This window comes from Streptomyces sp. NPDC040545 (assembly GCF_055595065.1).
Genome location: NZ_JBVIWA010000016.1, coordinates 96,693 through 121,390, shown reverse-complemented (window position 1 = coordinate 121,390; position 24,698 = coordinate 96,693). Strand labels below are relative to the sequence as shown.

General features: G+C 73.6%; 21 protein-coding genes. 10 read left to right on the top strand and 11 right to left on the bottom strand.

What is annotated here, in order from left to right; all coding sequences use genetic code 11:
* Positions 1-37: 37 nt before the first annotated feature.
* Complete coding sequence (locus ACZ573_RS27310; protein WP_471308680.1) at positions 38-1,237, top strand: S8 family peptidase; 1,200 nt, start codon at positions 38-40, stop codon at positions 1,235-1,237.
* Between the two features lie 94 nt (positions 1,238-1,331).
* Here the strand turns inward: ACZ573_RS27310 and ACZ573_RS27305 are convergent, their stop codons facing one another.
* The 3 genes from ACZ573_RS27305 to ACZ573_RS27295 form a co-directional block, all read right to left on the bottom strand.
* The gene (locus ACZ573_RS27305) at positions 1,332-1,937 is read right to left on the bottom strand and encodes a TetR/AcrR family transcriptional regulator (RefSeq protein WP_030010409.1); all 606 of its coding nucleotides are present in this window, start codon (positions 1,935-1,937) and stop codon (positions 1,332-1,334) included.
* Between the two features lie 68 nt (positions 1,938-2,005).
* On the bottom strand, positions 2,006-3,802 hold the full coding sequence (locus ACZ573_RS27300) for a class I adenylate-forming enzyme family protein (protein ID WP_471308677.1): 1,797 nt from the start codon (positions 3,800-3,802) through the stop codon (positions 2,006-2,008).
* The gene (locus ACZ573_RS27295) at positions 3,787-4,593 is read right to left on the bottom strand and encodes an SDR family oxidoreductase (protein ID WP_471308674.1); all 807 of its coding nucleotides are present in this window, start codon (positions 4,591-4,593) and stop codon (positions 3,787-3,789) included. Before ACZ573_RS27295 ends, ACZ573_RS27300 begins: the two co-directional genes overlap by 16 nt.
* A 53-nt stretch (positions 4,594-4,646) precedes the next feature.
* Here ACZ573_RS27295 and ACZ573_RS27290 point away from each other — a divergent pair, with 53 nt between their 5' ends.
* From ACZ573_RS27290 to ACZ573_RS27275, 4 genes are all read left to right on the top strand, one after another.
* Positions 4,647-5,933: an exo-beta-N-acetylmuramidase NamZ family protein gene (locus ACZ573_RS27290; RefSeq protein ID WP_471308670.1), complete on the top strand. Its 1,287-nt coding sequence runs from the start codon at positions 4,647-4,649 to the stop codon at positions 5,931-5,933.
* Positions 5,934-6,016: 83 nt separating this feature from the next.
* Positions 6,017-7,366, top strand: coding sequence for a serine-threonine protein kinase (locus ACZ573_RS27285; RefSeq protein ID WP_471308667.1), 1,350 nt, complete (start codon positions 6,017-6,019; stop codon positions 7,364-7,366).
* Between the two features lie 95 nt (positions 7,367-7,461).
* The gene (locus ACZ573_RS27280) at positions 7,462-8,061 is read left to right on the top strand and encodes a hypothetical protein (RefSeq protein WP_471308663.1); all 600 of its coding nucleotides are present in this window, start codon (positions 7,462-7,464) and stop codon (positions 8,059-8,061) included.
* A 38-nt stretch (positions 8,062-8,099) separates the two neighbouring features.
* Positions 8,100-8,852 (top strand): 3-keto-5-aminohexanoate cleavage protein, encoded by a 753-nt coding sequence (locus tag ACZ573_RS27275; protein WP_471308659.1) that lies wholly within the window; start codon positions 8,100-8,102, stop codon positions 8,850-8,852.
* Here the strand turns inward: ACZ573_RS27275 and soxR are convergent.
* Positions 8,833-9,276: a redox-sensitive transcriptional activator SoxR gene (soxR, locus tag ACZ573_RS27270; RefSeq protein ID WP_471308655.1), complete on the bottom strand. Its 444-nt coding sequence runs from the start codon at positions 9,274-9,276 to the stop codon at positions 8,833-8,835. The genes ACZ573_RS27275 and soxR overlap by 20 nt on opposite strands.
* A gap of 106 nt (positions 9,277-9,382) precedes the next feature.
* Here soxR and ACZ573_RS27265 point away from each other — a divergent pair, with 106 nt between their 5' ends.
* Entirely contained in the window at positions 9,383-9,844 is a 462-nt protein-coding gene (locus ACZ573_RS27265; RefSeq protein WP_471308652.1) for a MaoC family dehydratase, read from the top strand.
* Here ACZ573_RS27265 and ACZ573_RS27260 read toward each other — a convergent pair.
* From ACZ573_RS27260 to ACZ573_RS27250, 3 genes are all read right to left on the bottom strand, one after another.
* Positions 9,835-10,470 carry a TetR/AcrR family transcriptional regulator gene (locus tag ACZ573_RS27260; RefSeq protein WP_471308650.1) on the bottom strand — a complete coding sequence of 212 codons (636 nt, stop codon included), beginning with the start codon at positions 10,468-10,470 and terminating at the stop codon, positions 9,835-9,837. The two genes, ACZ573_RS27265 and ACZ573_RS27260, sit on opposite strands and share 10 nt — an antisense overlap.
* Before the next feature lie 93 nt (positions 10,471-10,563).
* Positions 10,564-10,851 (bottom strand): YiaA/YiaB family inner membrane protein, encoded by a 288-nt coding sequence (locus ACZ573_RS27255; RefSeq protein ID WP_030720269.1) that lies wholly within the window; start codon positions 10,849-10,851, stop codon positions 10,564-10,566.
* A 59-nt stretch (positions 10,852-10,910) separates the two neighbouring features.
* Positions 10,911-12,062, bottom strand: a complete 1,152-nt coding sequence (locus ACZ573_RS27250; RefSeq protein ID WP_471308648.1) for an acyl-CoA dehydrogenase family protein — start codon at positions 12,060-12,062, stop codon at positions 10,911-10,913.
* A gap of 76 nt (positions 12,063-12,138) precedes the next feature.
* On the opposite strand from ACZ573_RS27250, the gene ACZ573_RS27245 reads away from it, so the two are divergent.
* From ACZ573_RS27245 to ACZ573_RS27230, 4 genes are all read left to right on the top strand, one after another.
* Positions 12,139-12,777 carry a TetR/AcrR family transcriptional regulator gene (locus tag ACZ573_RS27245; RefSeq protein WP_471308646.1) on the top strand — a complete coding sequence of 213 codons (639 nt, stop codon included), beginning with the start codon at positions 12,139-12,141 and terminating at the stop codon, positions 12,775-12,777.
* Positions 12,778-12,907: 130 nt separating this feature from the next.
* Complete coding sequence (locus tag ACZ573_RS27240; protein WP_471308855.1) at positions 12,908-13,714, top strand: SDR family oxidoreductase; 807 nt, start codon at positions 12,908-12,910, stop codon at positions 13,712-13,714.
* A 65-nt stretch (positions 13,715-13,779) separates the two neighbouring features.
* Positions 13,780-16,755 carry a BTAD domain-containing putative transcriptional regulator gene (locus tag ACZ573_RS27235; RefSeq protein ID WP_471308642.1) on the top strand — a complete coding sequence of 992 codons (2,976 nt, stop codon included), beginning with the start codon at positions 13,780-13,782 and terminating at the stop codon, positions 16,753-16,755.
* A 34-nt stretch (positions 16,756-16,789) separates the two neighbouring features.
* Positions 16,790-18,037 carry an FAD-dependent monooxygenase gene (locus tag ACZ573_RS27230; protein WP_471308639.1) on the top strand — a complete coding sequence of 416 codons (1,248 nt, stop codon included), beginning with the start codon at positions 16,790-16,792 and terminating at the stop codon, positions 18,035-18,037.
* Between the two features lie 28 nt (positions 18,038-18,065).
* On the opposite strand, the gene ACZ573_RS27225 is transcribed toward ACZ573_RS27230, so the two are convergent.
* The 4 genes from ACZ573_RS27225 to ACZ573_RS27210 form a co-directional block, all read right to left on the bottom strand.
* Positions 18,066-19,151: a Zn-dependent alcohol dehydrogenase gene (locus ACZ573_RS27225; RefSeq protein ID WP_471308853.1), complete on the bottom strand. Its 1,086-nt coding sequence runs from the start codon at positions 19,149-19,151 to the stop codon at positions 18,066-18,068.
* A 100-nt stretch (positions 19,152-19,251) separates the two neighbouring features.
* The gene (locus tag ACZ573_RS27220; protein WP_471308637.1) at positions 19,252-20,664 is read right to left on the bottom strand and encodes an aldehyde dehydrogenase family protein; all 1,413 of its coding nucleotides are present in this window, start codon (positions 20,662-20,664) and stop codon (positions 19,252-19,254) included.
* A gap of 98 nt (positions 20,665-20,762) precedes the next feature.
* Positions 20,763-22,256, bottom strand: a complete 1,494-nt coding sequence (locus ACZ573_RS27215; RefSeq protein ID WP_471308633.1) for a CitMHS family transporter — start codon at positions 22,254-22,256, stop codon at positions 20,763-20,765.
* A 73-nt stretch (positions 22,257-22,329) separates the two neighbouring features.
* Positions 22,330-24,528, bottom strand: coding sequence for a molybdopterin oxidoreductase family protein (locus ACZ573_RS27210; RefSeq protein ID WP_471308630.1), 2,199 nt, complete (start codon positions 24,526-24,528; stop codon positions 22,330-22,332).
* Between the last annotated feature and the right edge of the window lie 170 nt (positions 24,529-24,698).

Below are 24,698 nucleotides of genomic sequence, written 5' to 3'. Positions count from 1 at the left end.
TGACGCCCCCAACGTCAACACGAGGAGAACCCTCCAGATGGCAACTCATAAGCGCTCGCGCGGTTTCCGGTACGCGGCAGTGGGCACGGGAGTGGCCACAGCCGCTGCCGTGGCCCTGCTCGCCACCCCCCTCGCGGGAGCGGCGACACCGCCCGAAGGCACGGTGTACGGCCTCGGCGCGCCCGGCGCGATCAGCGGAAGTTACGTCGTCATACTCGACGCATCCGCGAACAAGGAACAGCTCGCCCGCAAGTACGGTGGCGAGCTGAAGCGCTCCTACGGCTCCGGGGTCAACGGTTTCTCGGCCTCGGGCCTCAGCGAGACCGAGGCGAAGCGGCTCGCCGCGGACCCGGCCGTCGGCAAGGTCGTGCAGAACAAGAAGTTCACCATCAACGCCACCCAGACCGACCCGCCGTCATGGGGGCTGGACCGGATCGACCAGACCGCGAAGGCGGGCGACAAGAAGTACACCTACCCCGACGGCGGCGGTGAGGGCGTGACGGCGTACGTCATCGACACCGGCGTGCGCACCACCCACAAGGACTTCGGCGGCCGTGCGACGTCCGGGTTCGACGCGGTGGACAACGACGACAGCGCCGACGACGGCAACGGCCACGGCACGCACGTGGCCGGCACCATCGCGGGGACCACGCACGGCGTCGCCAAGAAGGCGAAGGTCGTCGCGGTGCGGGTGCTGGACGACAACGGCTCCGGCACCACCGAGCAGGTGGTCGCCGGGATCGACTGGGTCACGAAGAACCACTCGGGGCCCTCGGTGGCCAACATGAGCCTGGGCGGCGGCGCCGACGAGGCCCTCGACGAGGCGGTGCGCCGGGCCGTCGCCGCGGGTGTCACCTTCACCGTGGCGGCGGGCAACGAGTCGGCCGACGCCGGCCAGGGCTCGCCGTCCCGGGTCACGGAGGCGATCACGGTGGCGTCGAGCACGATCGACGACGCGCAGTCCTCGTTCTCGAACTTCGGCTCCGTGGTCGACCTGTACGCGCCGGGCTCGGACATCACGTCCACCTGGAACGACAGCGACACGGGGACGAAGACCATCTCCGGCACGTCCATGGCGGCCCCGCACGCGGCCGGGGCCGCGGCGCTCTACCTGGCGGGCCACCCGTCCGCGACTCCGGCGCAGGCAGCCGCGGCACTGACCGGGGCGGCCACGTCCGGGGCGGTCACCAACCCGTCCGCGGGCACGGCGAACAAGCTGCTGAAGGTCACCCCGTAGCGGTGACCCGATAGGCGTCCCGAAGCTCCCAGGGGCCCTCTTCTCGTACGGACCCGGGGGGATCCGTACGAGGCGGGGGCCCCGTGCGCCGGTCCTACGGACGCAGCGCGCGCAGCAGCAGGTCGGCGAGGTGATCGGCGACCTGCTGAGGCGTGAGCGGGCCGTCCGCCCGGTACCAGGTGGACAGGTGGTGGACGGAGCCGAAGTGGTAGTCCACCACCAGGTCGGCCGGGGTGGCGCTGGAGAAGACACCCGTACGCTGGCCCTCCTCGACCAGCGCCCGGAAGCGCTCGTGGTAGCGCCGGCGCTCGGCCCTCACCTGCTTGGACTTCTCCGGGCTGAGCTGGTGCATCGACCGGAAGAAGATCATCGCGTCGTCGAGGTTCTCGATGGTCGTGACGACCACGTCGGCGGCCGCGGTGCGCAGCCGCTCCTCGACGGGTGCGTCGGAATCGGCCACCGCGTCCAGGCGCTGCTGCTGGAGCCGCAGCATCCGCGCGTACACCTCGTGCAGCAGATCGTCCTTGGACCCGAAGTAGTGGTAGAGCGCGCCCTTCGTGACACCGGCCGCCTCGACGATCTCCTGGACCGAGGTGCGGTCGTAGCCGCGCTCGGCGAACAGCCGGGTGGCGACGGCCAGCAGCCGCTGCGGTACCGGGGCCTCGTGCGTGCCTGCGGGTTCCGTGGTCCGTGCCGCCATGGCGCTGACCTTCCCTTCCTCGTTCCTGCCTGGTCACGGCGACCAGCTGTACGACCGTCCGACTGTTTTCAGCCGCGATCGCGCAGTTCCCGTCGCAGGATCTTGCCACTGGTCGTCTTCGGAAGGACAGGCAGGATCTCGACCTGGCGCGGGTATTTGTACGCGGCGATGCGCTCGGCACAGTAGGCGGCGAGCTCCGCCGGCTCCACCGCGGTGCCGGGACGCAGGCTCACGTACGCCTTCACGCTCTCCCCGCGGTACGCGTCGGGGACGCCGACCACGGCGGCCTCACGGACGGCGGGGTGCGTGTAGAGCACGTCCTCGACCTCCCGCGGCCAGACCTTGAACCCGGAGGCGTTGATCATGTCCTTCTTGCGGTCGACGACGTAGAGCCAGCCGTCGGGGTCCATGAATCCGACGTCGCCGGTGCGCAGTTCGCCGCCGGGGAAGGCCTGGGCGGACTCCGCGGGCAGACCCCAGTAGCCGGGCACCACCTGGGGGCCGCGGACGGCTATCTCGCCGGTCTCGCCGAAGGGGACCTCGGCGCCCTGCTCGTCGAGGATGCGGACCACGGTGTCGGCGCCGGGCAGGCCCACGGAGAGGGTGCCGGAGGCCGGGTCGACGGGGGCTTCGAGGTGGACGGGCACGCTGGCGCAGGGTGCGGTGCACTCGGTGAGGCCGTAGCCGTTGCGGAGGTAGAAGCCGAAGGCGGTGCGCAGGCGCTCGACGAGCGCGGGCGGGAGCGGGGCGCCGCCGGAGGAGATCACCTGGAACGAGGCGAAGTGGTCCGGGGTGACCCCGGGGTGGGCGGCGAGGGCCATGAAGGCGGTGGCCGGGCCGACGGTGTAGGCCGGGCGGTGTTCGAGGAAGGCGTCGAGGACGGCGCCGGCGTCGAAGCGGTGGGCGAGGACCAGGGTGCCAGCGTTGACGAGGCAGGCGGCGAGCTCGCAGACCATGCCGGTGATGTGGAAGAGGGGCGCGAGGGCGAAGTAGGCGGCGCCCTCGGGGAGGGGGTGGGAGGTCACCTGCCGGACGGCGTTGTAGGTGAGCGCGCCGTGCGGGTTCATCGCGCCCTTGGGGGTGCCGCTGGTGCCGGAGGTGTAGCTGATGAGGGCGATGTCCGCGGCGGTGAGGGAGGGGTCGGCCGGGGCGGGTCGCCTGCCGCGGGCCACGGTGAGGAGGTCGGCGGTGCTCGGGCCTACGGCGTCCGGGCCGGCCGGCCGGTCCCGGTGGGGCACGGCGTCGGGCGCTTCCGGTGTGTCCGGCGCGTCCGCCTGGGCGGGCACGAACGGCCGGGCGGGGGCCGTGTCCCGGTCCCGCTCCGGGCCGAAGACGCGCGGGTCGTTGCGCGTCTGGAAGTCCAGCTCCGACGCGGTCAGCACGGTCCGCACGGCGCTGTCCCGCGCGGCCTCGCGCAGGTACGCCGGCCACGCGCCGCCGTCGCAGACCAGTGCGGCGGCCCCGGAGTCGCGGAGGATGTGCCCGACCTCGCCTGATTTGTACATGGGGTTGAGCGGGACGACGACGGCCCCGGCCTTCCATACCGCGAGGACGGCGAGCACGAAGTGCGGGGTGTTCTGCAGCATGACGGCGACCCGGTCCCCGCGGCGGATGCCGCGCGCCGCGAGGTGGCCTGCGACGGAGTCGGAGAGCGCGTCGGCCTCCGCGTAGCCGATCCGGCCGTCGAAGTAGGCGAGGGCGACGCGTCCGGGGGCCCGGGCGACGGCCTCGCGGAAGGCGTGCAGCACGGTGGGCGGCGGGGCGACGGGCGCCCGCTGGGCCGCGGCGAGCAGCCCGAGCCACGGCTTGGCAGCGTACCGGGAGGCGTCGGAGGCGTGCCGGGAGGGGGTCACCGGGTCTCCCATTTCTGCTGGAGGTGGTTCATGCCGCTCAGCCAGCGGTCCGGCTCGGTGGCGCGGGCGGCGTAGAAATCGGCGACCTCGGGGTGCGGGAGGATCAAGAACCGGCCCTTCTCCATGCCGTCGAACAACGCGTCCACGACCGCCTCCGGCTCGATCGCGGTCGGCGCGAGCACGAGTTCGCCCGCCGAGCCCGCGGCGGTCAGCATGTCGGTGCGCACCCCTTGCGGGCAGATGGCGTGGACCTGGAGCCCGCGGTGGCGGTAGGTCAGCGAGAGCCATTCGGCGAAGGCGAGCGCACCGTGCTTGGTGACACTGTACGGGGCCGCTCCGATCATGGTCAGGAGCCCGGCGGCCGAGACGGTGGACACGAAGCGGCCGCTCTCCCGCTCCAGCCAGTCCGGCAGCAGCGCTCTGGCGGCGCGGACGTGGGCCATGACGTTGGTGTCCCAGGCCGCTTCCCAGACGGCCTCGTCGGCGAAGGCGTCACCGCCCGAGGCGAGTCCGGCGTTGGCGCAGTAGACGTCGACCGTGCCGCCGAGGGCCTCGCGGGCCTCGGCCACGATCGCCGAGGCGTCGCCCGGAAGCGGGATCGCCTGCGCGCCGATGGCGGCCGCGACCGCGGCGGCCTTGGCCGGGTCGAGGTCGTTGACGACCACCGTGGCGCCCTCGGCCGCGAAGCGGTGGGCGAGGGCGGCGCCGATGCCGCCGCCCGCGCCGGTGACGACGACTCGCTGGTCCTGGTACGCGCTCACGGGGTCCACCTCTCGTGCGGCCGGATGCCGGATGGCGGGCATACTAACTGGTCGGTATGTCAGGAGGAAAGGGGCGCGGCCTTTAGCGTGGCGGGATGACGCTGTCGCGACGCGGGGTGCTGGGACTGGCGGGGGCCATCGGATCGGCGGGCGCCCTGGGGGCGGCGGGGCCGCGACGGTCCGGGCCCGCCGGGTCCGGCGCGGGCGGGGCGGCCGGGGCCGCTGCGGCGGCCGGCCGGGTGCGTACCGGCTTCGAGCGGCTCGCCGCGGACGGGTACGCCGCGCTGGCCGGGCAGAAGGTCGGGGTGGTCACCAACCCCACCGGGATCACCGCCGACGCCCGGCACCTGGTCGACGTGCTGCACGCGGACGAACGGGTCGACCTGGTGGCGGTGTTCGGGCCCGAGCACGGCTTCCGCGGAACGGCGCAGGCGGGCGACTCGGAGGGGGCCTCCCGGGATCCGGCGACCGGGCTGCCGGTGTACGACACGTACGACAAGAGCGGGCAGAAGCTCGCGGACGTGTTCACGGCGGCGGGGATCGACACCGTCGTCTTCGACATCCAGGACGTCGGGGCGCGCTTCTACACCTACATCTGGACCCTCTACGACTGCATGCGCGCGGCCGCGCTCGCCGGCAAGGCGGTCGTGGTGCTGGACCGGCCCAATCCGGTGGGCGGTCGGCGGGCCGCGGGGCCCGTGCTGGAGCGGCCGTACGCGAGCGTCGGCCGGGAGCCGATCGCCCTCGCGCACGGGATGACGGCGGCCGAACTGGCCCGGCTCTTCAACGCAGAGTTCCTGACGGACCGCCCGGCCAGGCTGCGGACGGTGGCGATGTCCGGGTGGCGGCGGGAGTCGTTCTTCGCGGAGACCGGGCTGCCCTGGGTGCCGCCGAGCCCGAACATGCCGACCCCGGACACGGCCCTCGCGTACGCCGGCACCTGTCTGTTCGAGGGGACGAACCTCTCCGAGGGGCGCGGGACGACCACGCCCTTCGAGGTGGTCGGTGCGGAGGGGATCGACCGGCGGTGGGCGGAGGCGGCGAACGCGCTGGGGCTGCCCGGGGTGTGGTTCCGGGAGGCGTACTTCACGCCGACCTTCTCCAAGCACGTGGGGAAGGTGTGCGGCGGGGTCCGGCTGATCGTGCACGACCGGGAGGCCTTCGACCCGGTGCGGGCCGGGATCGGACTGCTGATCACGGCGCGGCGGGTGTGGAGCGGATTCGGCTGGCGCGCGGACCACTGGATCGACCGGCTGACCGGCTCGGACCGGGTGCGGACGCTGGTGGACGCGGGGGCGGACGTGGACGAGGTGGCCGGTGACTGGGCGGCGGGGCTGGCGCGCTTCGGGGCGGTGCGCGAGGGGTACCTGCTGTATCCGTGATCCGACCGCGTCGGGGGACTGGCCGGGCGGGCGCCGCAGCAGGATGCTGACTGCACCGGAGGCACGGCGTGGAGGGGGACGTCATGGCGGACATCGGTGGCGGATTCGGGGTCGGGGGCGGGGTCGGGGGCCGGTTCGGGGTCGGGATCGGCGTCGGGGTGCGGCCGTACGCGGAGCTGACCTTCGACTCCGAGGGGGACGTGGACCGGGTCACGCAGGGGGCGGTGTCCCGGATGGAGGCGACCGACCTGCTGGTCTTCGCGCACGGCTGGAACAGCGACCGGTCCACGGCGACGCGCCTCTACGACCGGTTCTTCGCACCCTTCGAGGGGCTGGTGGGGTCGGGGGTGCGCCTGGGGTACGTGGGTGTCGTATGGCCCGCGATGCGCTTCTCCGACGAGCCGATACCGGACTTCGACCCACCGGGCGTCCTCGCGGAGCCCGGCCTCGGCAGCGCGCTGGACCCGCTCACCCGCCGGGCGCTCGGGGAGTTCTGGCCGGAGCGGCGGGCGGAGCTGGACCGGGTGGCGGAACTGCTGGAGGAACAGCCGGATTCGGCGGCCGCCTTCATCGAGTTCGGCGCCCTGGTACGCGAGTTGGCCGGGGTGGACGCGGTGCCCGCGGTGGTCGTGCCGGCGGTACCCGCGATCTTCACGGACGACGTGCTGGAGGTGTGCCGGGCCCTTTCCCTCGCCCTGGTCAGGGCGGGCACGCCGGGGGCACCGGCCGCGGCGGGCCCCTACGGTCCGGGGCTCACGGTCGGCGGCGGGCTTCGCGGGCTGTGGGGCGGCGCCAAGGAACTGCTGCGGCAGGCGACGTACTACAAGATGAAGAAGCGGGCGGGTGTGGTCGGCGAACGTGGCCTCGGCCCCGTGCTGGCCCAGCTGGCGGCCGCCCGCCCCGCCCTGCGGTTCCATCTGATCGGGCACAGCTTCGGGGCGCGCGTCGTCTCCTTCTCCCTGCGCGCGGTGCCGGACCGGGCCCGGTACGTGAAATCCGTGACCCTGCTCCAGGGAGCCTTCTCCCACTACGCGTTCGCCGACCGGCTGCCGCACGACAAGGGCAACGGCGGTGCCCTGCGCGGGCTCCAGCACCGGGTCGACGGGCCGGTGGTCGCCTGCCATTCCGCGCACGACTCGGCCCTCAAGGTCTTCTATCCGCTGGCCTCCCGGATGGCAGGGGATTCGGCCGGACTGCTGGGTTTCGACGAGCGGTGGGGCGCCATCGGGCACGACGGGGTCCAGGCGGTCCCGGGCGCGCCCCGGCTGAGCCTCGACACCGCCCTGCGCGACGGGGTACCCACGGCCGGTTGCGTCAGCGTGGACGCGGGCTCCGTGGTGCGGCGCGGCGGCGCTCCGTCGGGGGCGCACAGCGATATCTGCCACGAGGAACTGGCCCGGGTGGTGGTGACTGCGGGGCGCATGGGGCGCTGACTTCTGGCCATGTGCCACCCGCACGCCTCGACCGCCCCCGCATGCGCCTGCCTCCGGCCGGGCATGTTGGGCACATCGGCGGAGGTGATGGTGTGATGGCGGGATTCCGGAGTCTGGCCTACCAGGTGCGCGACGCGCGCAATGACCGGGCCTTGCGGCGCCATTCCCTGCGCCGCTGCCTGGAGCGGTTCGCGCCCTACGGGCACCGGGCCACGTGGTGGCACCTGTGCGACCGGCACGGGATCGCCCCGGAGGACCGGGGGGCCGATCCGCTGCGGCTGGTCGCCGCCCTCGAGGAGCTGGAGGACGCGCGGGCTGTCTGGCTGGAGTACGAGCGGCAGTTCGCGGAACGGCGCCGGCGGGAGAAGCACCACGGGCTGCGCCGGCCGGAGTGGGCGTGGGGCGGGAGCGGCGACGCGGTGGTGCGGTGCGCGGATCCGGGGGTCCGGCCGGAGGGGGCGCTGGGCGAGGTGCTGCGCAGGCTGGTGCGGGCACTGGAGTCGGGGCCGGGGACGGCGTGTCCGGTGTGCGGGGACCCCGAGCTGCACTGGCCGGAGGTGGCTCCGGTCGGCCCCTGGGCGGGGGCGCTGGCCTGGGACGGGCCGGTGTGCGCGGGCTGCGGGATCGTGGTGCCCAGACCGGCCTTGGTGGACACCCCGGCGCTGCTGGACACCCCCTCGGCGGGAGCCGCGTGAGACCGCCACCGCCGGTGCCGGTGCCGATGCCGATGGCGGTGTCGTTGAACGGATCCCGGAGCGCCGCGGACGGCCCGGCCGTGCCGATGTCGCCGCAGGCGCTGGCGGAATCGGCGCTCGCAGCCGTCGGCGCCGGCGCCGGGGAGGTGCTGGTGCATCCGCGGACACCGTGCGGGCGGGAGAGCATCTCGCCGCGGGTGATCGGACCGGTGTTGGAGGTGCTGCGGCGTACGGGGGTCGGCGTAGCGCTGTCGGTGCCGGTGGCGATCGCGGCCGAACCGGATCCCGGGGGGCGGCTGGAGCGGGTGGCTTCGTGGACGGTGCTGCCGGACCGGGCGGTGGTGCACTTCGGGCAGCCGGGCGCCGCGGAGCTGGCGCAGGCCCTGCTGGCGCGCGGGGTCGCTGTGGACGCGGTGGTGCCGCTGGGTGGCGCGGCCGGGCCGGAGCCGCTGGCCGCGTTCCTGGCCTGGCCGGTGCGTGAGCCCGGGCGGGTCCGGCTCTGGGCCGAGCTGGCGGCGGCCGATCCGGCCCTGGTCGCGGGGCTGCGCGCGCTGCCGCCCGTACCGGTGCTGCTGTACGGGCGGGACGCGGCCGCCTGGCCGGTGCTGCGGCTGGCCGCGCGGTGCGGTACCGGCGTGCGGACCGGCGTGGGCGATGTGACGCACCTGCCCGACGGGCGGCCGGCCCGGTCGAATGCCGAACTGGTGACGGCAGCCCGCGAAGTGGTGGCGCGGGAAGTGGCGGCCCGGGAGGTGGTGGCGCGGTCGGCGGCTACAGCCGCGAGCCGGTGAGCCGCTCGCCGAAGGCGTCGTCCGGGTTGGACAGCGCGCAGGTCTCCATCGACAGGCAGCCGCAGCCGATGCAGTCCGTCAGGTGGTCGCGCAGACGGCCGAGCCGGGTGATGCGTTCGTCGAGTTCGGCGCGCCAGGCTTCGGAGAGACGGGCCCAGTCCTCGCGGTTGGGGGTGCGCTCCTCGGGGAGCTGGGCCAGTGCCTCGCGGATGCTGGCCAGCGGGATGCCCACGCGCTGGGCGGCGCGTACGAAGGCCACCCGGCGCAGCGCGTCACGCGTGTAGCGGCGCTGGTTGCCGGAGGTGCGGCGGCTGCTGATCAGTCCCTTGGCCTCGTAGAAGTGGAGCGCCGAGACGGCCGCGCCGCTACGGGCGGACAGCTGACCGACGGTGAGCTCGTGGACTTTCTCGGGAATCTGCGGCACCCGGTCGAGCGTAGCCGGAGGTCCGTTGACATACGCATACGCCCCCCAGCATGCTGAGCAAGCGCTTATTCGTCCGTCAGTCGTCCGCGAGAGACAGGAACAGGGCATGGCCGAGCCGAGGGTCTTCACGTCCGCCGAGGAGCTGCACGCCGGGATCGGCGAACCGCTCGGCCCCAGCGAGTGGCTGGAGGTGGACCAGAAGCGGATCGACCTCTTCGCGGACGCCACCGGCGATCACCAGTGGATCCATGTGGACCCGGAGCGCGCGGCGGGCGGGCCCTTCGGTTCCACCATCGCGCACGGCTATCTGACGCTGTCACTGCTGCCCAGCCTGGTCCCGCAGATCATGCGGGTCGAGGGCATGCGGATGGGCCTCAACTACGGGACGAACAAGGTCCGCTTCCCGGCACCGGTGCCGGTCGGATCACGGCTGCGCGCCGTCGGCGTGATCACGGAGGTCGCGGAGGCGGGCGGCGGCGTACAGGTCACGGCCACCGTCACGGTCGAGCGCGAGGGCGGCGACAAGCCGGTGTGCGTGGCGGAGTCGGTGTCGCGCTACTACTTCTGAGGGCCCGGCCGCGCGGCCACCATGCGGAGCACGAGGTCGGCGTAGAGCCCGCCGACCTCGTCGGGCGTGCGCTGCCCGGCCGTGTTGAACCAGCGGGCCACGTCGATGCACAGCGAGAGCACGGCGAGGGTGGTGCCCGGCACGTCGGGGACGTCGAACTCCCCCGCGGCCACCCCGTCGGCGATGATCCGGCGCACGGCCGCATCGCTCTGCCGGCGCAGCGCCACGATCTCGGAGCGGTGCTCCGGAGCGAGAGCGTCGAGCTCGTACTGCACCACGCGCGCGGTGGTGTGGTGCGCCGCGTGCCAGCGCACGAAGGACCGCACGGCGGCATCGAGCCGGTCGGCGGCACTGCCGGGGCCGTCGGCGGCGGTGGTCAGGATCTCCAGCGCCTTGTCGTGGCCGATCCGGCTGATCCGCTGGAGCAGCTCTTCCTTGGTCTTGTAGTGGATGTAGAGCGCGGCCGGGCTCATGCCGGCACGGCCCGCGATGTCACGCGTGGTGGTGGCGTGGTACCCGCGCTCGGCGAAGGCCTCGACGGCGGCGACCAGCAGCCGCCGTGCGGCGTCGGGGGTGACCTCGGACCACGGCCGGTAGCCGTCGACCGTTTCCTCCGCGCTGCCCATCGCTCACTCACCCTTCACCGTGTGGAAGTGAACACCCTACCGGAGGGTGAGCAAGCGCTTAGAGATCTCGGGCCGGCCGGGCCGGCGGGCCGGCTATTTCGGCGCGAAGGGGTCGTACTCGGCCATGATCTTCTCCATCCTGGCCTGATCCACCCGGCTGACGATCTGCGTGACCTCCTGGCGGTCGCGGATCACCTTGGCGAGGGTGAAGGCCGAGGTGGTGAGGTAGAGGACCGCGATGCCGAGGAAGGCCCGGACCCAGCCGTTCGCCTCCAGGTTGTAGATCCCCACGGACACGGCGCCGATGGCGATGCCGAAGGAGGCGACGGCCTGGCCGTAGTACGCCCCCGTGCTCTGCTGCTTGACCGGTGTCTCGTTCATGGGTCGAGCATCGGGCGGACGGCGGGAGAGCACATCCGCACGCGTACTCATACGGGTACTCAGAAGGCGGAAACCCCGGTGCGGGCGCGGCCGATGAGCAGCTTCTGGATCTGGCTCGTGCCCTCGTACAGGGTCATCACGCGGGCGTCGCGCAGCAGTTTGCCCGCCGGGTACTCGTCGATGTAGCCGTACCCGCCGTGCACCTGGAGGGCGTTGCTCGCGGCGCGCACGGCGGCCTCGGAGGCGAAGAGCTTGGCGGTGGAGGACTCGGTGGCGAAGGGCTGCCCGCGGTCGATGAGGTCGGCCACCCGCCAGGTCAGCAGGCGGGCGGCGTCCACATCGACCGAGATGTCGGCGATGAGCTCCTGCACCAGCTGGTGGTGGGCTATCGGCCGGCCGAACTGCTCGCGCTGGGCGGCGTACGAGACGGCCGCGTCCAGGGCCGCCTGTGCGATGCCGACGCAGCCGGCGGCGACCGACATCCGGCCCTTGGCGAGGGCGGACATGGCGACCGAGAAGCCCTTGCCCTCAGGGCCGAGCATCGCGGAGGCGGGCACCCGGACGCCGTCGAGGACGAGCTCGGCGGTGGCCTGGCCGCGCAGGCCGAGTTTGCCGTGGATCTCGCGGCGGGTCAGGCCGGGGGTGTCGGTGGGGACGAGGAAGGCGGAGACCCCGCGGTGGCCGGGCTCGTCGCCGGTGCGGGCGAAGAGCAGCACCACGTCGGCCCAGGTGCCGTTGGTGATGAACATCTTGTTGCCGTCGAGGACGTACGCGTCACCCGTGCGCACGGCGCGGGTGGTGAGGCTGCCGGCGTCGGAGCCGGTGCCGGGCTCGGTGAGGCCGAAGCAGCCGAGCGCGTCGCCGGAGCACAGGCGGGGCAGCCAGGCGCGCTTCTGCTCCTCGGTGCCCCAGGCGGCGATGGTCTTGGCGACCAGGCCGAGGGAGACGGAGACGATCCCGCGCACGGCGGAGTCGCCGCGTCCGAGTTCTTCGGTGACCAGCACGTAGGCGAGGTGGTCACCGCCGGAGCCGCCGTACTCCTCGGGGACGGTCAGGCCGAGGAAACCGAGCGCGCCCAGCTTCTTCACGATGGCCCGGTCCACGCTCTCGGCGCGGTCCCACGCGGCGGCGTACGGGACGACCTCGCGCGCGGTGAACTCGCGGGCGAGCCTGCGGACGGCGGTCTGCTCCTCGCTCAGCTCCAGATTCACCGGGCACCTCCGGGGCGGGACCGGGCCTTTAACTAGCACCGGTAGTTTATGGCGGGCAGGCCCTACTATGTGGCGCATGGCCAGACCGCGCAAGCCCCTCCTCAGCCGGGACCGCATCATCGAGGCGGCCGGCTCCCTGGTGGACGCGGAGGGCCTGGAGGCGGTGTCGACGCGGCGGCTGGCGGCTGCGCTCGGGGTCAGCGGGCCCTCGCTCTACAACCATTTCCGCACCAAGGACGAGATCCTGGACGCGGTGGCGGACGCAGTGAGCGCGCGGGTGGACCTGTCGATGTTCGACGGCGGCCAGGACTGGCGGGCGGCGCTGCACGCATGGGCGCACTCGTACCGGGACGCCCTGGCGGACCACCCGAACATCGTGCCGGTGCTGGCGCGTGGGCCGGGGCGCCGGCCGGCCGGGCTGCGGCTGGCGGACGCGGTGTTCGGGGCGATGACGGCGGCGGGCTGGCCGGCGGCGCAGGCGACCCGGATCGGCGCGCTGATGCGGTACTTCATCCTGGGCTCGGCGGTGGCGTCCTTCGCCGGGGGTTTCGTGGACGACCGCACGGCATACGACCCGGCGGACTACCCGCACCTGGGCCAGGCCCACCTGCTGGCGGAGCGCGGGCGCGAGGTGGACGAGGGCGCCTTCGAGACGGGCCTGGCGGCGCTGCTGGACGGACTGGCCCTCCAGTACGAGGCGCTGCCCGCCTCCTGAACGGGCATCCGGTGAGCCGGCGGTGAGCGCGCGGTGAGCCGCCCCGGTGAGTCTTGCCCCATCGCCGGATCCACCGAGGACCGGCCGCCGAGCAAGGGGCAGGACCATGGGGACGCACACGGGCACGGGCATGGACGCCGGCACGGGCACGGGCACCGGCACCGGCACCGGCACGCTGAACGGCAGGACGGCACTGGTGACGGGCGGTTCGCGCGGGATCGGCCGGGCGGTCGCGCTGCGGCTCGCGGCCGAGGGCGCTCTCGTCGCCGTCCACTACGGCGGCAACGAGGCCGCGGCCGGCGAGACCGTGGCGCGGATCGAGGCGGCGGGCGGCCGCGCGTTCGCCGTCCCGGCACGGTTCGGCGAGGACGGCGCCGTGGACCGGCTGTTCGAGGGCCTGACCGCGGGACTGGCGGGGCGCGGGCTGGACATCCTGGTCAACAACGCGGGCATCAGCTCCGGCAACCCGATCGCGCACGTCACCCCCGAGGAGCTCGACCGGCTGCTCGCCGTGAACGTCAGCACTCCGTTCTTCGTGGTCCAGCGCGCGCTGGGGCTGCTGAACGACGGCGGCCGCATCGTCAACATGGGTTCGACGGCCAGCCGGTTCGCCGTCTCCACCCAGATCGGCTACACCATCAGCAAGGCGGCTCTGGAGTCGATGACCCCGTCGCTGGCCAACGAGCTCGGCAGCCGCGGCATCACGGTGAACACCGTCGCACCCGGCGCCGTGCGGACCGACATGACCGCCGGCTACACCGCCGTTCCCGAGGTGGTCGCCGGGCTGGAATCGATCACGGCGCTCGGCCGGCTCGGCGAGCCCGAGGACGTCGCCGATGTCGTCGGCTTCCTGGCGGGCCCGCAGGGCCGGTGGGTGACCGGCCAGACGATCGACGTCTCGGGCGGGACGTACCTCGGCCCGATCGTCCCCGCCTGATCGGCCGATCGACGAATCGACGAATCGAACGATCAACTGATCGGCTCCGGTGGATAATTGCCGGCATGCTGTTCGGAATCCTCGGTGAGACCCGGGCGTGGCACGACGACGGGGCCGAGGTTCCGCTGGGCGGACCGGCCCGCCGCGCCCTGCTGGCCCTGCTGCTGACCCACGTGGGAGAGGCCGTGTCGGCGGACCGGCTGGCCGACGCCGTCGACCCGGACGGGACCCTTTCGGCGCACGCCCTGCAGTCCCAGGTGTCCCGGCTGCGCAAGGCCGTCGGCCCGGGGGCCGCGATCGAGCAGGCCGGCGCCGGCTATCGGATCGTGGTTCCGCAGGACGACGTGGACGCCTGCCGGTTCGAGCGGCTGGCCCAGGAGGGCCGGGCCGCGCTGCGGGCCGGCGAGGCCGAGCGGGCCGTCACGCTGCTGCGCGACGCGCTGGCGCTGTGGCGGGGCCCCGCCCTGGCCGGCCTCGCCGAGAGCGAGAGCGCCCGACCTGCCGCGGCGCGTCTGGAAGAGCGCCGACTGGGGGCGCTCGAAGACCGGATCGAGGCCGAGTTCCTGCTCGGCGGCCGTCCCGGCGCCGTGCCCCAGCTGCGCGAGCTGGTCGGCCGCCATCCGCTGCGGGAACGGCTGGCGGGGCTGCTGATCCGGGCGCTGTTCGCCGAGGGGGGCCCGGCCGCCGCGCTGGTGGCGTACGAGGAGACCCGGCGGCATCTGGCCGATGAACTGGGCACCGCCCCCTCCCCCGAACTGACGGCGCTGTACGAGGAGTTGCTGAGCGTCGATCCGGGACCGGTACCCACGGCGCCGCCCGCGCAGCTGACGGCGTTCGTCGGGCGCGCCGGCGAGGTGGCCGAGGTCGCGGGGCGGCTTCGGGTGGCCCGGCTGGTCACGCTGACCGGGCCCGGCGGCGTCGGCAAGACGCGGCTGTCCGTGGAGGTCGCGGAGGCCGTCGGCACCGGCCCCGGGGCCGACGGGGTGTGCTTCGTGGAGCTGGCCCCGCTGCGCGACGGCGCCGGTCTGCCACAGGCACTGTTGAGCGCGCTCGGCCTGCGCGCCACCGGGCTGAGCATGGGCGACGGCGGGCAGACGCCGGTCGACCGCCTGATCGCCGCGCTGGCGGACCGGATGCTCCTGCTCGTCCTGGACAACTGCGAGCACGTCGTCGACGAGATCGCGGCGCTGGCGGCGCGGCTGCTGGCGGCCTGCCCGCGGCTGCGGGTCCTGGCGACGAGTCGGGAGCCGCTCGGCATCATCGGCGAGAGCCTCTGGCCCGTGCGGCCGCTCGACGGTGACGCGGCGGTACGGCTCTTCGTGGAGCGGGCCGGCGCCGTACGGCCCGGTTTCACCGCCGATCCCGAGGTGGTCCGGCGGATCTGTGCGGCCCTGGACGACCTGCCCCTGGCCATCGAGCTCGCGGCGGCGCGCATCCGCACGCTGGACGTCGACGAACTCGCGGGACGGCTGGACGACCGGCTCGGGGTCGCGGCCCGCGGCAGCCGAGGCTCCGACGAGCGCCACCGGACCCTGCGCTCGGTCGTCGCGTGGAGCTGGGAGCTGCTCTCCGGGCCGGAGCAGCGGGCCGCGCGACGGTTCACGGTCTTCGCCGGCGGCGCGACGGCCGAGTCGGCGATACGGGTGTGCGAGACCGACGGCGAGACGCTCGAAGCGCTCGTCGACAAATCGCTTCTGGAGTTCGCGGGCGGCCGCTACCGGATGCTGGAGACGATCGGCGCCTACGGCGGAGAACGGCTGGACGAGGCGGGCGAACGCGATGCGGTACGGCGCGCCCACGCCCGGCGGTTCCTGGAGCTGGCGCGGACCGCCGACCCCCATCTGCGGCGGGCCGGGCAGCTGGAGTGGCTGCCCCGCCTGACCGCCGAGCACGGGAACCTCCTGGCGGCCCTGCGCTGGGCGGTCGAGTCGCCGGACGCGGAGACCGGCCTCGAACTGCTCGCCGCGGCCTCGCACTACCTGTGGATCCGGGGCATGTCCGCCTCCGTGGCGCCTCAGGCGATCATGCTTCTGGACACGATGGGCCCGGTACCGGGCGGGGCGATCGGCGGGGCGACGGGCGAGGTGGCCGGCGGTGGGGCGGCCGAGGCCCCGCCGTGGGGCGGGCTCGGCGAGGAGTACGTCCTGTGCGTGCTGCTGGCGGCGTCCGGCCAGGCCGGGCGCCCGGTGTGGCAGCGGCACCGGGCGGCGGCCGGGCGGGCGCTGGCCGCCGCGTGGTCGGGCGCCCGCCCCGGTCGCTACCCCGTCGGCCTGCTCCTGTGGATGATGCGGAACGCGGGCGAGGCCGACGCGCAGGGCGCCTTCACGCTCGTCTCGGCCCAGCGCGACCGCCCCGAGCCATGGGCGCGGGCCGCAGCCCGGTACGTGTCCGGCTTCGGGCCCCTGGGTGAGGGGGACACCACCCTGGCCGAGGAGACCTTCGGCGCCGCCGCCCGGGGGTTCCGCGAGCTCGGCGACCGCTGGGGCACCGCCCTGGCCCTGGACGCCCTCGCCGGCCTGGCGGGCGGGCGCGGCGACCACGTACGGGCCGTCGCGCTCACCGACGAGGCCCTCGCGCTCACCGAACAGCTCGGCGCCCTGGACGACAGCGCCGACCTGCTGGTCAACCGGGCCGACCACCGCGTCGGCGAGAACCCGGCCTCGGCCCGCGCCGACTACGCGGAGGCCGCCGCGCTCGCCCGCCGCGCCGGCAGTGCCGCCGGCCTCGCGGCGGCGCTGCGCGGACTGGCCGACATGGCCCTGCTGGACGGGGACCCGGCCGGCGCGGAGCGGCTGTACGAGGAGGCTCTGGAGCGGGCCGACCCGCACTGGGTCAAGAGCGTCGGCACCCGGGTCCGTACGCTCGTCGGCCTCGGCCGCGTCGCCGAGGCGCGCCGCGACCGTGCGGCGGCCCGGACCCGCTACCGGGAGGCCGCCGAGGCCGCTGCCGGCACGGGGGCCGAGACCCCGGAAGCGCTCCGTCTGCTGGGCCTGCCCGCGAGCGTGGCCGAACGCATCGTCGAGGCGGTGAGCGCGCGGTGAGCCCTCGGTGAGCACTGCCGTGGAAGCTCACCGCATGAACACCGCAGAGACGAAGAACATCAGCGTACTGATCTCCGGCGCCTCCGTCGCCGGCCCCGCGCTGGCCCACTGGCTCCACCGGTACGGCTTCACCACCACGGTCGTGGAACGCGCGCCCGCCCTCCGCGACGGGGGCTACGCCGTCGACTTCCGCGGCGAGGCCCACCTGTCCGTCCTGCGTGGCATGGGCATCCTGGAGGCGGTCGAGCAGGCCCGGACCGGCATGGGCTCCATGGCGTACGTCAACAAGGCCGGAAAGCCGCAGGCGAAGCTTCCCGCCGATCTGTTCGCGGGAGACGTCGAGATCCTCCGCGGCGACCTGGCGCGGATCCTCTACGAAACGACCGCCCCGCACACCGAGTACGTCTTCGGGGATTCCGTGACCTCGCTCGCCGAGGACGCCGAGGGCGTGAGCGTCACCTTCGAGCGTGGCGCGCCGCGCCGGTTCGACCTGGTGATCGGCGCGGACGGAATGCGCTCCACCACCCGCCGCCTGGCGTTCGGCCCGGAGGAGCGGTTCGTACAGCACTTCGGTGTCCACTGCGCGATCTTCACCACGGCCAACCGACTCGGGCTCGACCACACCGGACACGCCTACCGCACCGCGGGCAGGCTCGTCGCGATGTACAGCGCCCGCCACAACACCGAGGCCAAGGCCGTCTTCTACTTCGCCTCTCCGCTCCTGGACCTCGACCGGCGCGAGGTCGCGCGGCAACAGGCCGTCCTCGCCGAGCAGTTCGCGGGCAACGGGTGGGAGAGCGACCGGCTGCTGGAGGACATGCGGTACGCGCCCGACTTCTGCTTCGACTCGGTCGGGCAGGTCCGCATGGACTCCTGGAGCCGCGGCCGGGTCGCCCTGCTCGGCGACGCCGCCTACTGCCCCTCGTCGCTGTCCGGCATGGGTACGGGACTCGCCCTGGTCGGCGCCTACGTCCTGGCCGGCGAGCTGGCCGCGGCACGCGGAGACCACCGTGGCGCCTTCGCCCGCTACGAGGCCGAACTGCGGGAGTACGCGGCGGGCTGCCAGAAGATGGGCGACGGCGTCGCCAGGCTCATGGTTCCCGGGAGCCGCCTGACGGCCACGCTCCTCAACCGCTACTACAAGGTCATGCCATATCTGCCGGGCAGGGACATGGCGGCCAGGATCGCCCGTAGGACCGCCGAGAACATCACGTTGCGGGACTACAGCGCGTGGGACCGGCTCGGGCCGCGCGACCCCGCCCTCCCGGTGGCGGGCGGGTGAGCGCTCCGTGGCGACGCCGCGCGGTGTCCTACGGCTGGAAGACGACCAGCGAGCGGCCGCCCTTGCCGGCGAGCATCGCGTCGAAGGCGGCCGGGATGCCTTCGAGGGTGATGCGGTCGGTGACCAGGGCGCCGAGGTCGAGACGGCCCGCGCGGACGTGCTCGGCGATCAGCGGGAGGTCGCGGGCCGGGTCGCTGTTGCCGTAGACGCAGCCGGTGAGGGTACGGGCGAAGTGGAAGATCTCCATGGAGTGGAAGGTGACCCGCTGCTCCTTGCCGCCGATGCCGACGACCGTGGTCCGGCCGCCGCGCCGGGTCGACTCCCAGGCGCCCCGGATGGTCTCGGCCCGGCCGACACACTCGACGGCGACGTCGGCTCCCTGACCGCCGGTCAGCGCGCGGATCTGCTGGCCGGTGGTGTCGGAGGCCAGCACGAACTCCGTGGCCCCGGCCGCGCGGGCCAGTTCCTCCTTGTCCGGGGACACGTCGACGGCGATGACCGGGCCGGCCTGCGCGATCCGGGCGGCCTGGAGGGCCACCAGGCCGACCCCGCCGACTCCGAAGACGGCCACCGACTCGCCCGGGCGTACCCGGGCGCTGTTCTGGACTGCCCCGTAGCCGGTGAGGACGGCGCAGCCGAGGAGGGCGGCCTCGGCGAGCGGGATCCCGGCGGGGGCGGGCAGCACGCAGTTGGCCGCGACGAGGGTCTCCTCGGCGAAGGCGGCCACATTCAGCCCGGGGTGCAGTGCGGTGCCCTGCGCGTCGTGCGCGTAGACCGCCCCGACCCCGGTGAGCGCCGTGGCGCAGAGCCAGACCTCACCGATCGTGCAGTGGTGGCACTCTCCGCAGGACGGTGCCCAGTTGAGCACCACGCCGTCACCGGGGGCGACATGGGTGACGCCCTCCCCCACCGCGAGGACCGTGCCCGCGCCCTCGTGGCCGAGGACGGCGGGCACGGGAACCCGCATGGTGCCGTTGCTGAGGGAGAGGTCGGAGTGGCACACGCCGGCTGCGGCGAGCCGCACCCGGACCTGCCCGGGGCCGGGATCCGGCAGCACGATGTCCCGTATCTCCAGCGGGGCTCCGACGGCGGGCAGGACAGCGGCGCGGACCATGGTCGTCATCTCGTCTTTCCGGTGCGGGGCGGGTGCGGCAGATCGGGCGGGTGCGGCAGGCCGGGCGGGTGCGGCGGGCCGGGCGGGTCGGGCGGTGGGATCAGAACTGCAGGGACTTGGTCTGGAGGTACTCGGCCAGGCCGTGCGCGCCCAGCTCGCGGCCGACACCCGACTGCTTGTAGCCACCGAAGGGCGCGAGCACGTTGAAGCGGCCGCCGTTGATGTCCACCTGCCCGGTGTCCATCCGGCGCGCGAAGGCCACGGCCGTCTCGTCGTCGGCGGCCCAGACGGCGCCGCCCAGGCCGTAGACGGTGCCGTTGGCGATGCTGAGAGCCTCCTCCTCGTCCTCGTAGCGGAGGATCGACAGCACAGGGCCGAAGATCTCCTCCTGGGCGATGGTCATGTCGGGCGTGACGTCGGCGAACACCGTCGGCGCCACGAAGTACCCCTGCTCCAGCGGCGCGTCGGGCCCGCCGGCGACGAGGCGCGCGCCTTCCTCCAGGCCCTTGGTGATGAAGCCGCGGACGCGCTCGTGCTGCTTGGCGTTGACGACCGGGCCGACGCGGACACCGGCCTCGCGGGGGTCGCCGGTGGGGTAGTCGGCGACGGCTGCGGCCGCGAGCGAGACGGCCTCCTCGTAGTGGTCCCGGTGGACGAGCATCCGGGTCAGCGCGTTGCAGCTCTGGCCGCTGTTGTTCATGACGTGCCCGACGCCTGCCGCGACGGCCTTGACCAGGTCGGCCCCGGGCAGGATGACATTGGCCGATTTGCCGCCCAGTTCGAGCGCGACCCGCTTCACGGCGGCACCGGCCGTGGCGCCGATCTGCTTGCCGACCGCGGTCGAACCGGTGAAGGAGACGAGGTCGACTCCCTCGTGCGCGGCGAGGGCCTGGCCGGCGACCGGACCGGTACCGGTCACCAGGTTGAAGACTCCGGCCGGGATGCCCACCTCGTGCACGGCTTCGGCGAAGAGCTGTGCGGTCAGCGGGGTGTCCTCGGCCGGCTTGAGGACGAGGGTGCAGCCGGCGGCGAGAGCGGGCGCCACCTTTGCAACGACCTGGTGCAGCGGATAGTTCCAGGGTGTGATGGCCGCGACCACCCCGATCGGCTCCAGCAGCACGGTGGAGTTTCCGACCCGCTCCTCGAAGGCGTACGAGGAGGCGAGTTCGGCGTAGGAGGCGGCCACGGCGATCGGCGCTCCGACGTGGACCGCCTTCGAGAAGCCGAGCGGCGACCCGAGTTCGGCGGTGATGGTCTCGGTCAGCTCGCCCGTGCGCGCCAGCAGAGCGTCGCGGAGGGCGCCGATCAGGGCGGCCCGCTCGGCCGGGGCCGTGGCCGCCCAGCCGGGGAGGGCCGCACGGGCCGCGCGTACGGCCGCGTCCACGTCCTCTTCGGTACCGGCCGGGACCTGGGCGATGACCTTGCCGTCGGCCGGGTTCACGACCTCGATCAGACCGCTGCCGGCGGCGGGCCGCCATGCGCCGTCGATGTACATCCCGTCGTGGGCCTTCATGGCATTCCTCCCGAGCACGCACGAGCGCGTAGATCCGACCTCCCGAACACCCTACAAACTAGCGTCGGTAGTTTTTACCGGCCAGGGGGCACCGGATTTCAGATGATGCCGAAAAGCATCCCTGTGGCGAGGACCACGAGCGAGGTCAGGGCCGCCCATTTCACGGTGAATCGGGTGTGGTCGCCGAACTCGACCTTGGCCATGCCGACGAGGACGTAGACGGCCGGAACCAGTGGGCTCGACATGTGCAGGGCCTGGCCGACGAGGGAGGCGCGGGCGATCTCGAGCGGGGAGACCCCGTGGGCGGCGCCGGCCTCGGCCAGGACGGGCAGGACTCCGAAGTAGAAGCCGTCGTTGGACATGAAGTAGGTGAGCGGCAGGCTGAGCAGGCCGGTGACCAGCGCCATGTGCGGGCCCATGCCCTCGGGGATGGCGCCGACGAGCCAGTCGGCCATGTGCTTGACCATGCCGGTGCCGGTGAGGACCCCGGTGAAGACGGCGGCGGCGAAGACCATGCCGGCGACGTTCAGGACGTTGTCGGCGTGGGCGGCGATCCGGGCCTTCTGGTCGGGCATGTGCGGGAAGTTGACGGTGAGGGCGAGGGCGGCACCGAGCAGGAACAGCACCGGGATGGGCAGCAGCTCCATGATCATCGCGGTGAGCAGGGCCACGGTGAGGCCGGCGTTGAACCAGTAGAGACGGGGCCGCAGGGTGGGGCGGTCGGGGTCCAGGCCCTGGAAACCGTCCTCGGGCGCGGGGGCGGAACCAGTCCCGTGCGGGGCGCCGGCGGCCGGACCTGCGGTGGAGGCCGTGGAAGCCTTGGAAGCGGTGGAAGCGGTGGATCCGGCGGCCCCCTCGACGGACGTGGACGCCGTCTCGGCGACGGCCGCGGCGGCCGTGCCGGGCGCGGCCGGGACCAGCTCCGCCTCGGGCTCCGCCTCGGCGGTCTCCGGCGCCGCCTGGCCGGGCAGCACCAGCGTGCCGACCCGGCGGCGCTCCTTCACGCCGAGGACGTACGCCAGGACGAACACGAACAGCAGACCCACCGCGAGCGCCGGGATCATCGGGACGAAGATGTCGGCGGCGTCGAGCTTGAGGGCGGTGGCGGCACGCGCGGTCGGACCGCCCCAGGGCAGGGTGTTCATGACGCCGTTGGCCGTGGCAGCGACGCCCGTCATCACCACCAGGCTCAGGCCGAGCCGCTTGTAGAGGGGATACATGGCCGAGACCGTGATCATGAAGGTGGTCGATCCGTCGCCGTCGAGCGACACGATCGCGGCGAGGACGGCGGTGCCGACCACCACCCGCATCGGGTCCGCCTTGCAGAAGCGCAGGATGCCGCGGACGATCGGGTCGAACAGGCCGACGTCGATCATCACGCCGAAGTAGACGATGGCGAACATCAGCATGGCGGCGGTCGGGGCGAGCTTGCCGACGCCTTCGATGACGTAGTCGCCGAGGTGCGCGCCCTTCCCTGCGAACACGCAGAAGAGTGCGGGGATGAGGACGAGCGCCGCGATGGGCGACATTTTCTTCATCATGATCAGGACCAGAAATGTCGCGATCATGGCGAAGCCGAGGAAGGTCAGCATGGGGGGAAGGTAGGTGCCCCCTCCGTGCGCCAACAAGACGTCTGCGCGTGAGCAATACGAGCAAAACCCCAGCTCAGGGCAGTGGTGTGAGCTCGACGGGGAAGCCGTTGAGCACCGCCGTGCCGGACAGCCGGTCCATGCGGGTGCCGTCGAGCAGCTGGTTGACGTTCGCGCCGGGCGACGCGGCGGCCACCGACAGCCGCGAGCCGGCCCGGTCGTGGCCCCAACCGTGCGGGAGGCTCACCACGCCGCTGCGGATGGCGTCGGTGACCTCGACGGGCACCTCCAGGCTCCCGCCGTCGGCGGTGATCCTGGCCTGCCCTCCGTCGACGAGGCCGAGCCGGTCCGCGTCCTGCGGATGGACCTGAAGGGTGCAGCGGTTGGAACCTCCGGTGAGGGCCGGGACGTTGTGCAACCAGCTGTTGTTGGACCGCAGATGGCGGCGGCCCACGAGCACCAGGGCGGCGGGGCGGTCGGCGAGCGCCGCGCGCAGCCTGGGGAGCTCGGCCGCGATCGGGTCCGGGAGCAGCTCGATCCTGCCGCTGCGGGTCTTCAGCACGCCCGGGAGCCGCGGCCGCAGCGGACCGAGGTCGATGCCGTGCGGCGCCTGTCGCAGATCGTCGAGCGTCAGGTGGTACGGACCGGTGCGCAGCATCAGGTCGAGGCGGCGCTCGGGGCCGGTGCTGCCGGTCAGCCGGCGGGCCAGCTCCTGCGGGTCGCCGCCGTGGAGCGGTGAGTGGGGATCGGTGACGGCCCGGGCCAGGCTGTCGGCGATGACGCGCTCGTCGACGGCTCCCGGCGGCGCTCCGTGCAGCCCGGAGACCGCGAGGATCAGGCGCGCGTGGATCTCGCACTCGTCCATGCGCCCGTCCGCCAGCGGGAGGGCGGCGGGCGAATAGCGGGCCTGGTTGCGCACGGCGAACCCGTTGAACGCGAAGTCGAAGTGCGCGCTCTGTGAGGGCGGCGGCGGTGGCAGGACGACGTGGGCGTGGCGCGAGGTCTCGTTCAGGTAGGGGTCGACCGAGACCATGAAGTCCAGCCCGGCCAGCGCCCGGTCCAGCCGATCGCCGTCCGGTGCGGACAGGACCGGGTTGGCGGCGATGGCCAGCAGGACCCGGATCCGCCCGTCACCCGGGGTCTCGATCTCCTCCGCGAGGGCGGCCATGGGCAGCTCGCCTTTGACCTCGGGGTGGCCGGCGACCCGGCTCGACCAGCGGCCGAGGGCGAACCCCTTGCCCGGTCCCGCGGGGCGGCCTGCGGGAGCCGTCGCGGAGAGCGGGAAGAGGGCTCCGCCCGGCCGGTCGAGGTTGCCGGTGAGGATGTTCAGTACGTCGACCAGCCAGCTCGCGAGCGTGCCGAACTCGACGGTGCAGCTGCCGATCCGGGCGTAGACGGCGGCGGCGGGTGCGGCCGCGAGCTCACGGGCGAGGGTGCGGATCCCGGCAGCGGTGAGGTCGCATGCGGGTGCGACGGCCTCAGGAGTGAAACTCCCGAGCGCGGCGCCGAGTTCCCCGATGCCGTCGCAGTGTTCCTCCAGCGCTCCGGGGTCGGCGAGCTTCTCCTCGATCAGGGTGTGCGCGAGGGCGGCGAGCAGCAGCGCGTCGCTGCCGGGGCGCGGCGCGAGGTGGCGGTCGGCGAGCGCGGCGGTGCGCGTACGGCGCGGGTCGACGACGACCAGGGTGCCGCCGCGGGCGCGCAGGGCCTTGAGCCGGCCCGGGAAGTCGGGGGCGGTGCACAGGGAGCCGTTGGACTCGACCGGGTTCGCGCCCAGGAGCAGCAGGAAGTCGGTCCGGTCGAGGTCGGGGACCGGGATGGCGAAGGGGTCGCCGAAGAGCAGCCCGCTGGAGACGTGCTTGGGCATCTGGTCGAGGGTGCTGGCGGTGAAGAGGTTGCGGGTGCCGAGGCTCTTGAGGAGCAGGGGCGGGTAGAGGGCGCCGGCCATGGTGTGGACGTTCGGGTTGCCGAGAACGACCCCGGCCGACTGTGCCCCGTACTCCTGGACCAGGGCGGGGACGGCGGCCGCGATGGCCTCGAAGGCCTCCTCCCAGGTGGCCTCCCGCAGTCGGCCGTCGCGGCGGACGAGGGGACCTCGCAGCCGGTCGGGGTCGGAGTCGAGCCCTCCGAACGCGGCCCCCTTGGGGCAGATGAAGCCGCGGCTGAAGACGTCCTCGCGGTCACCGCGGGCTCCGGTGACCGCGCCGTCCGCGAGGGTGAGGGTGAGGCCGCAGGTGGCTTCGCAGAGGGGGCAGATACGCAGGGCGGTGCGGGACATGGGCCCTCCAGGGGCGGCGGTCTGCGGCACGGGCACGGGTACGCGGAGCGCATCGAGCATACCGACCGGTACGCATGGAGGGGAGGGGTGTACGGCACCGAGTGGTCACAGGTGACGGTCGGCACCGCTCCCGGGCCCGGCAGAGGAAACGAAAACGCATCGCGACCGGA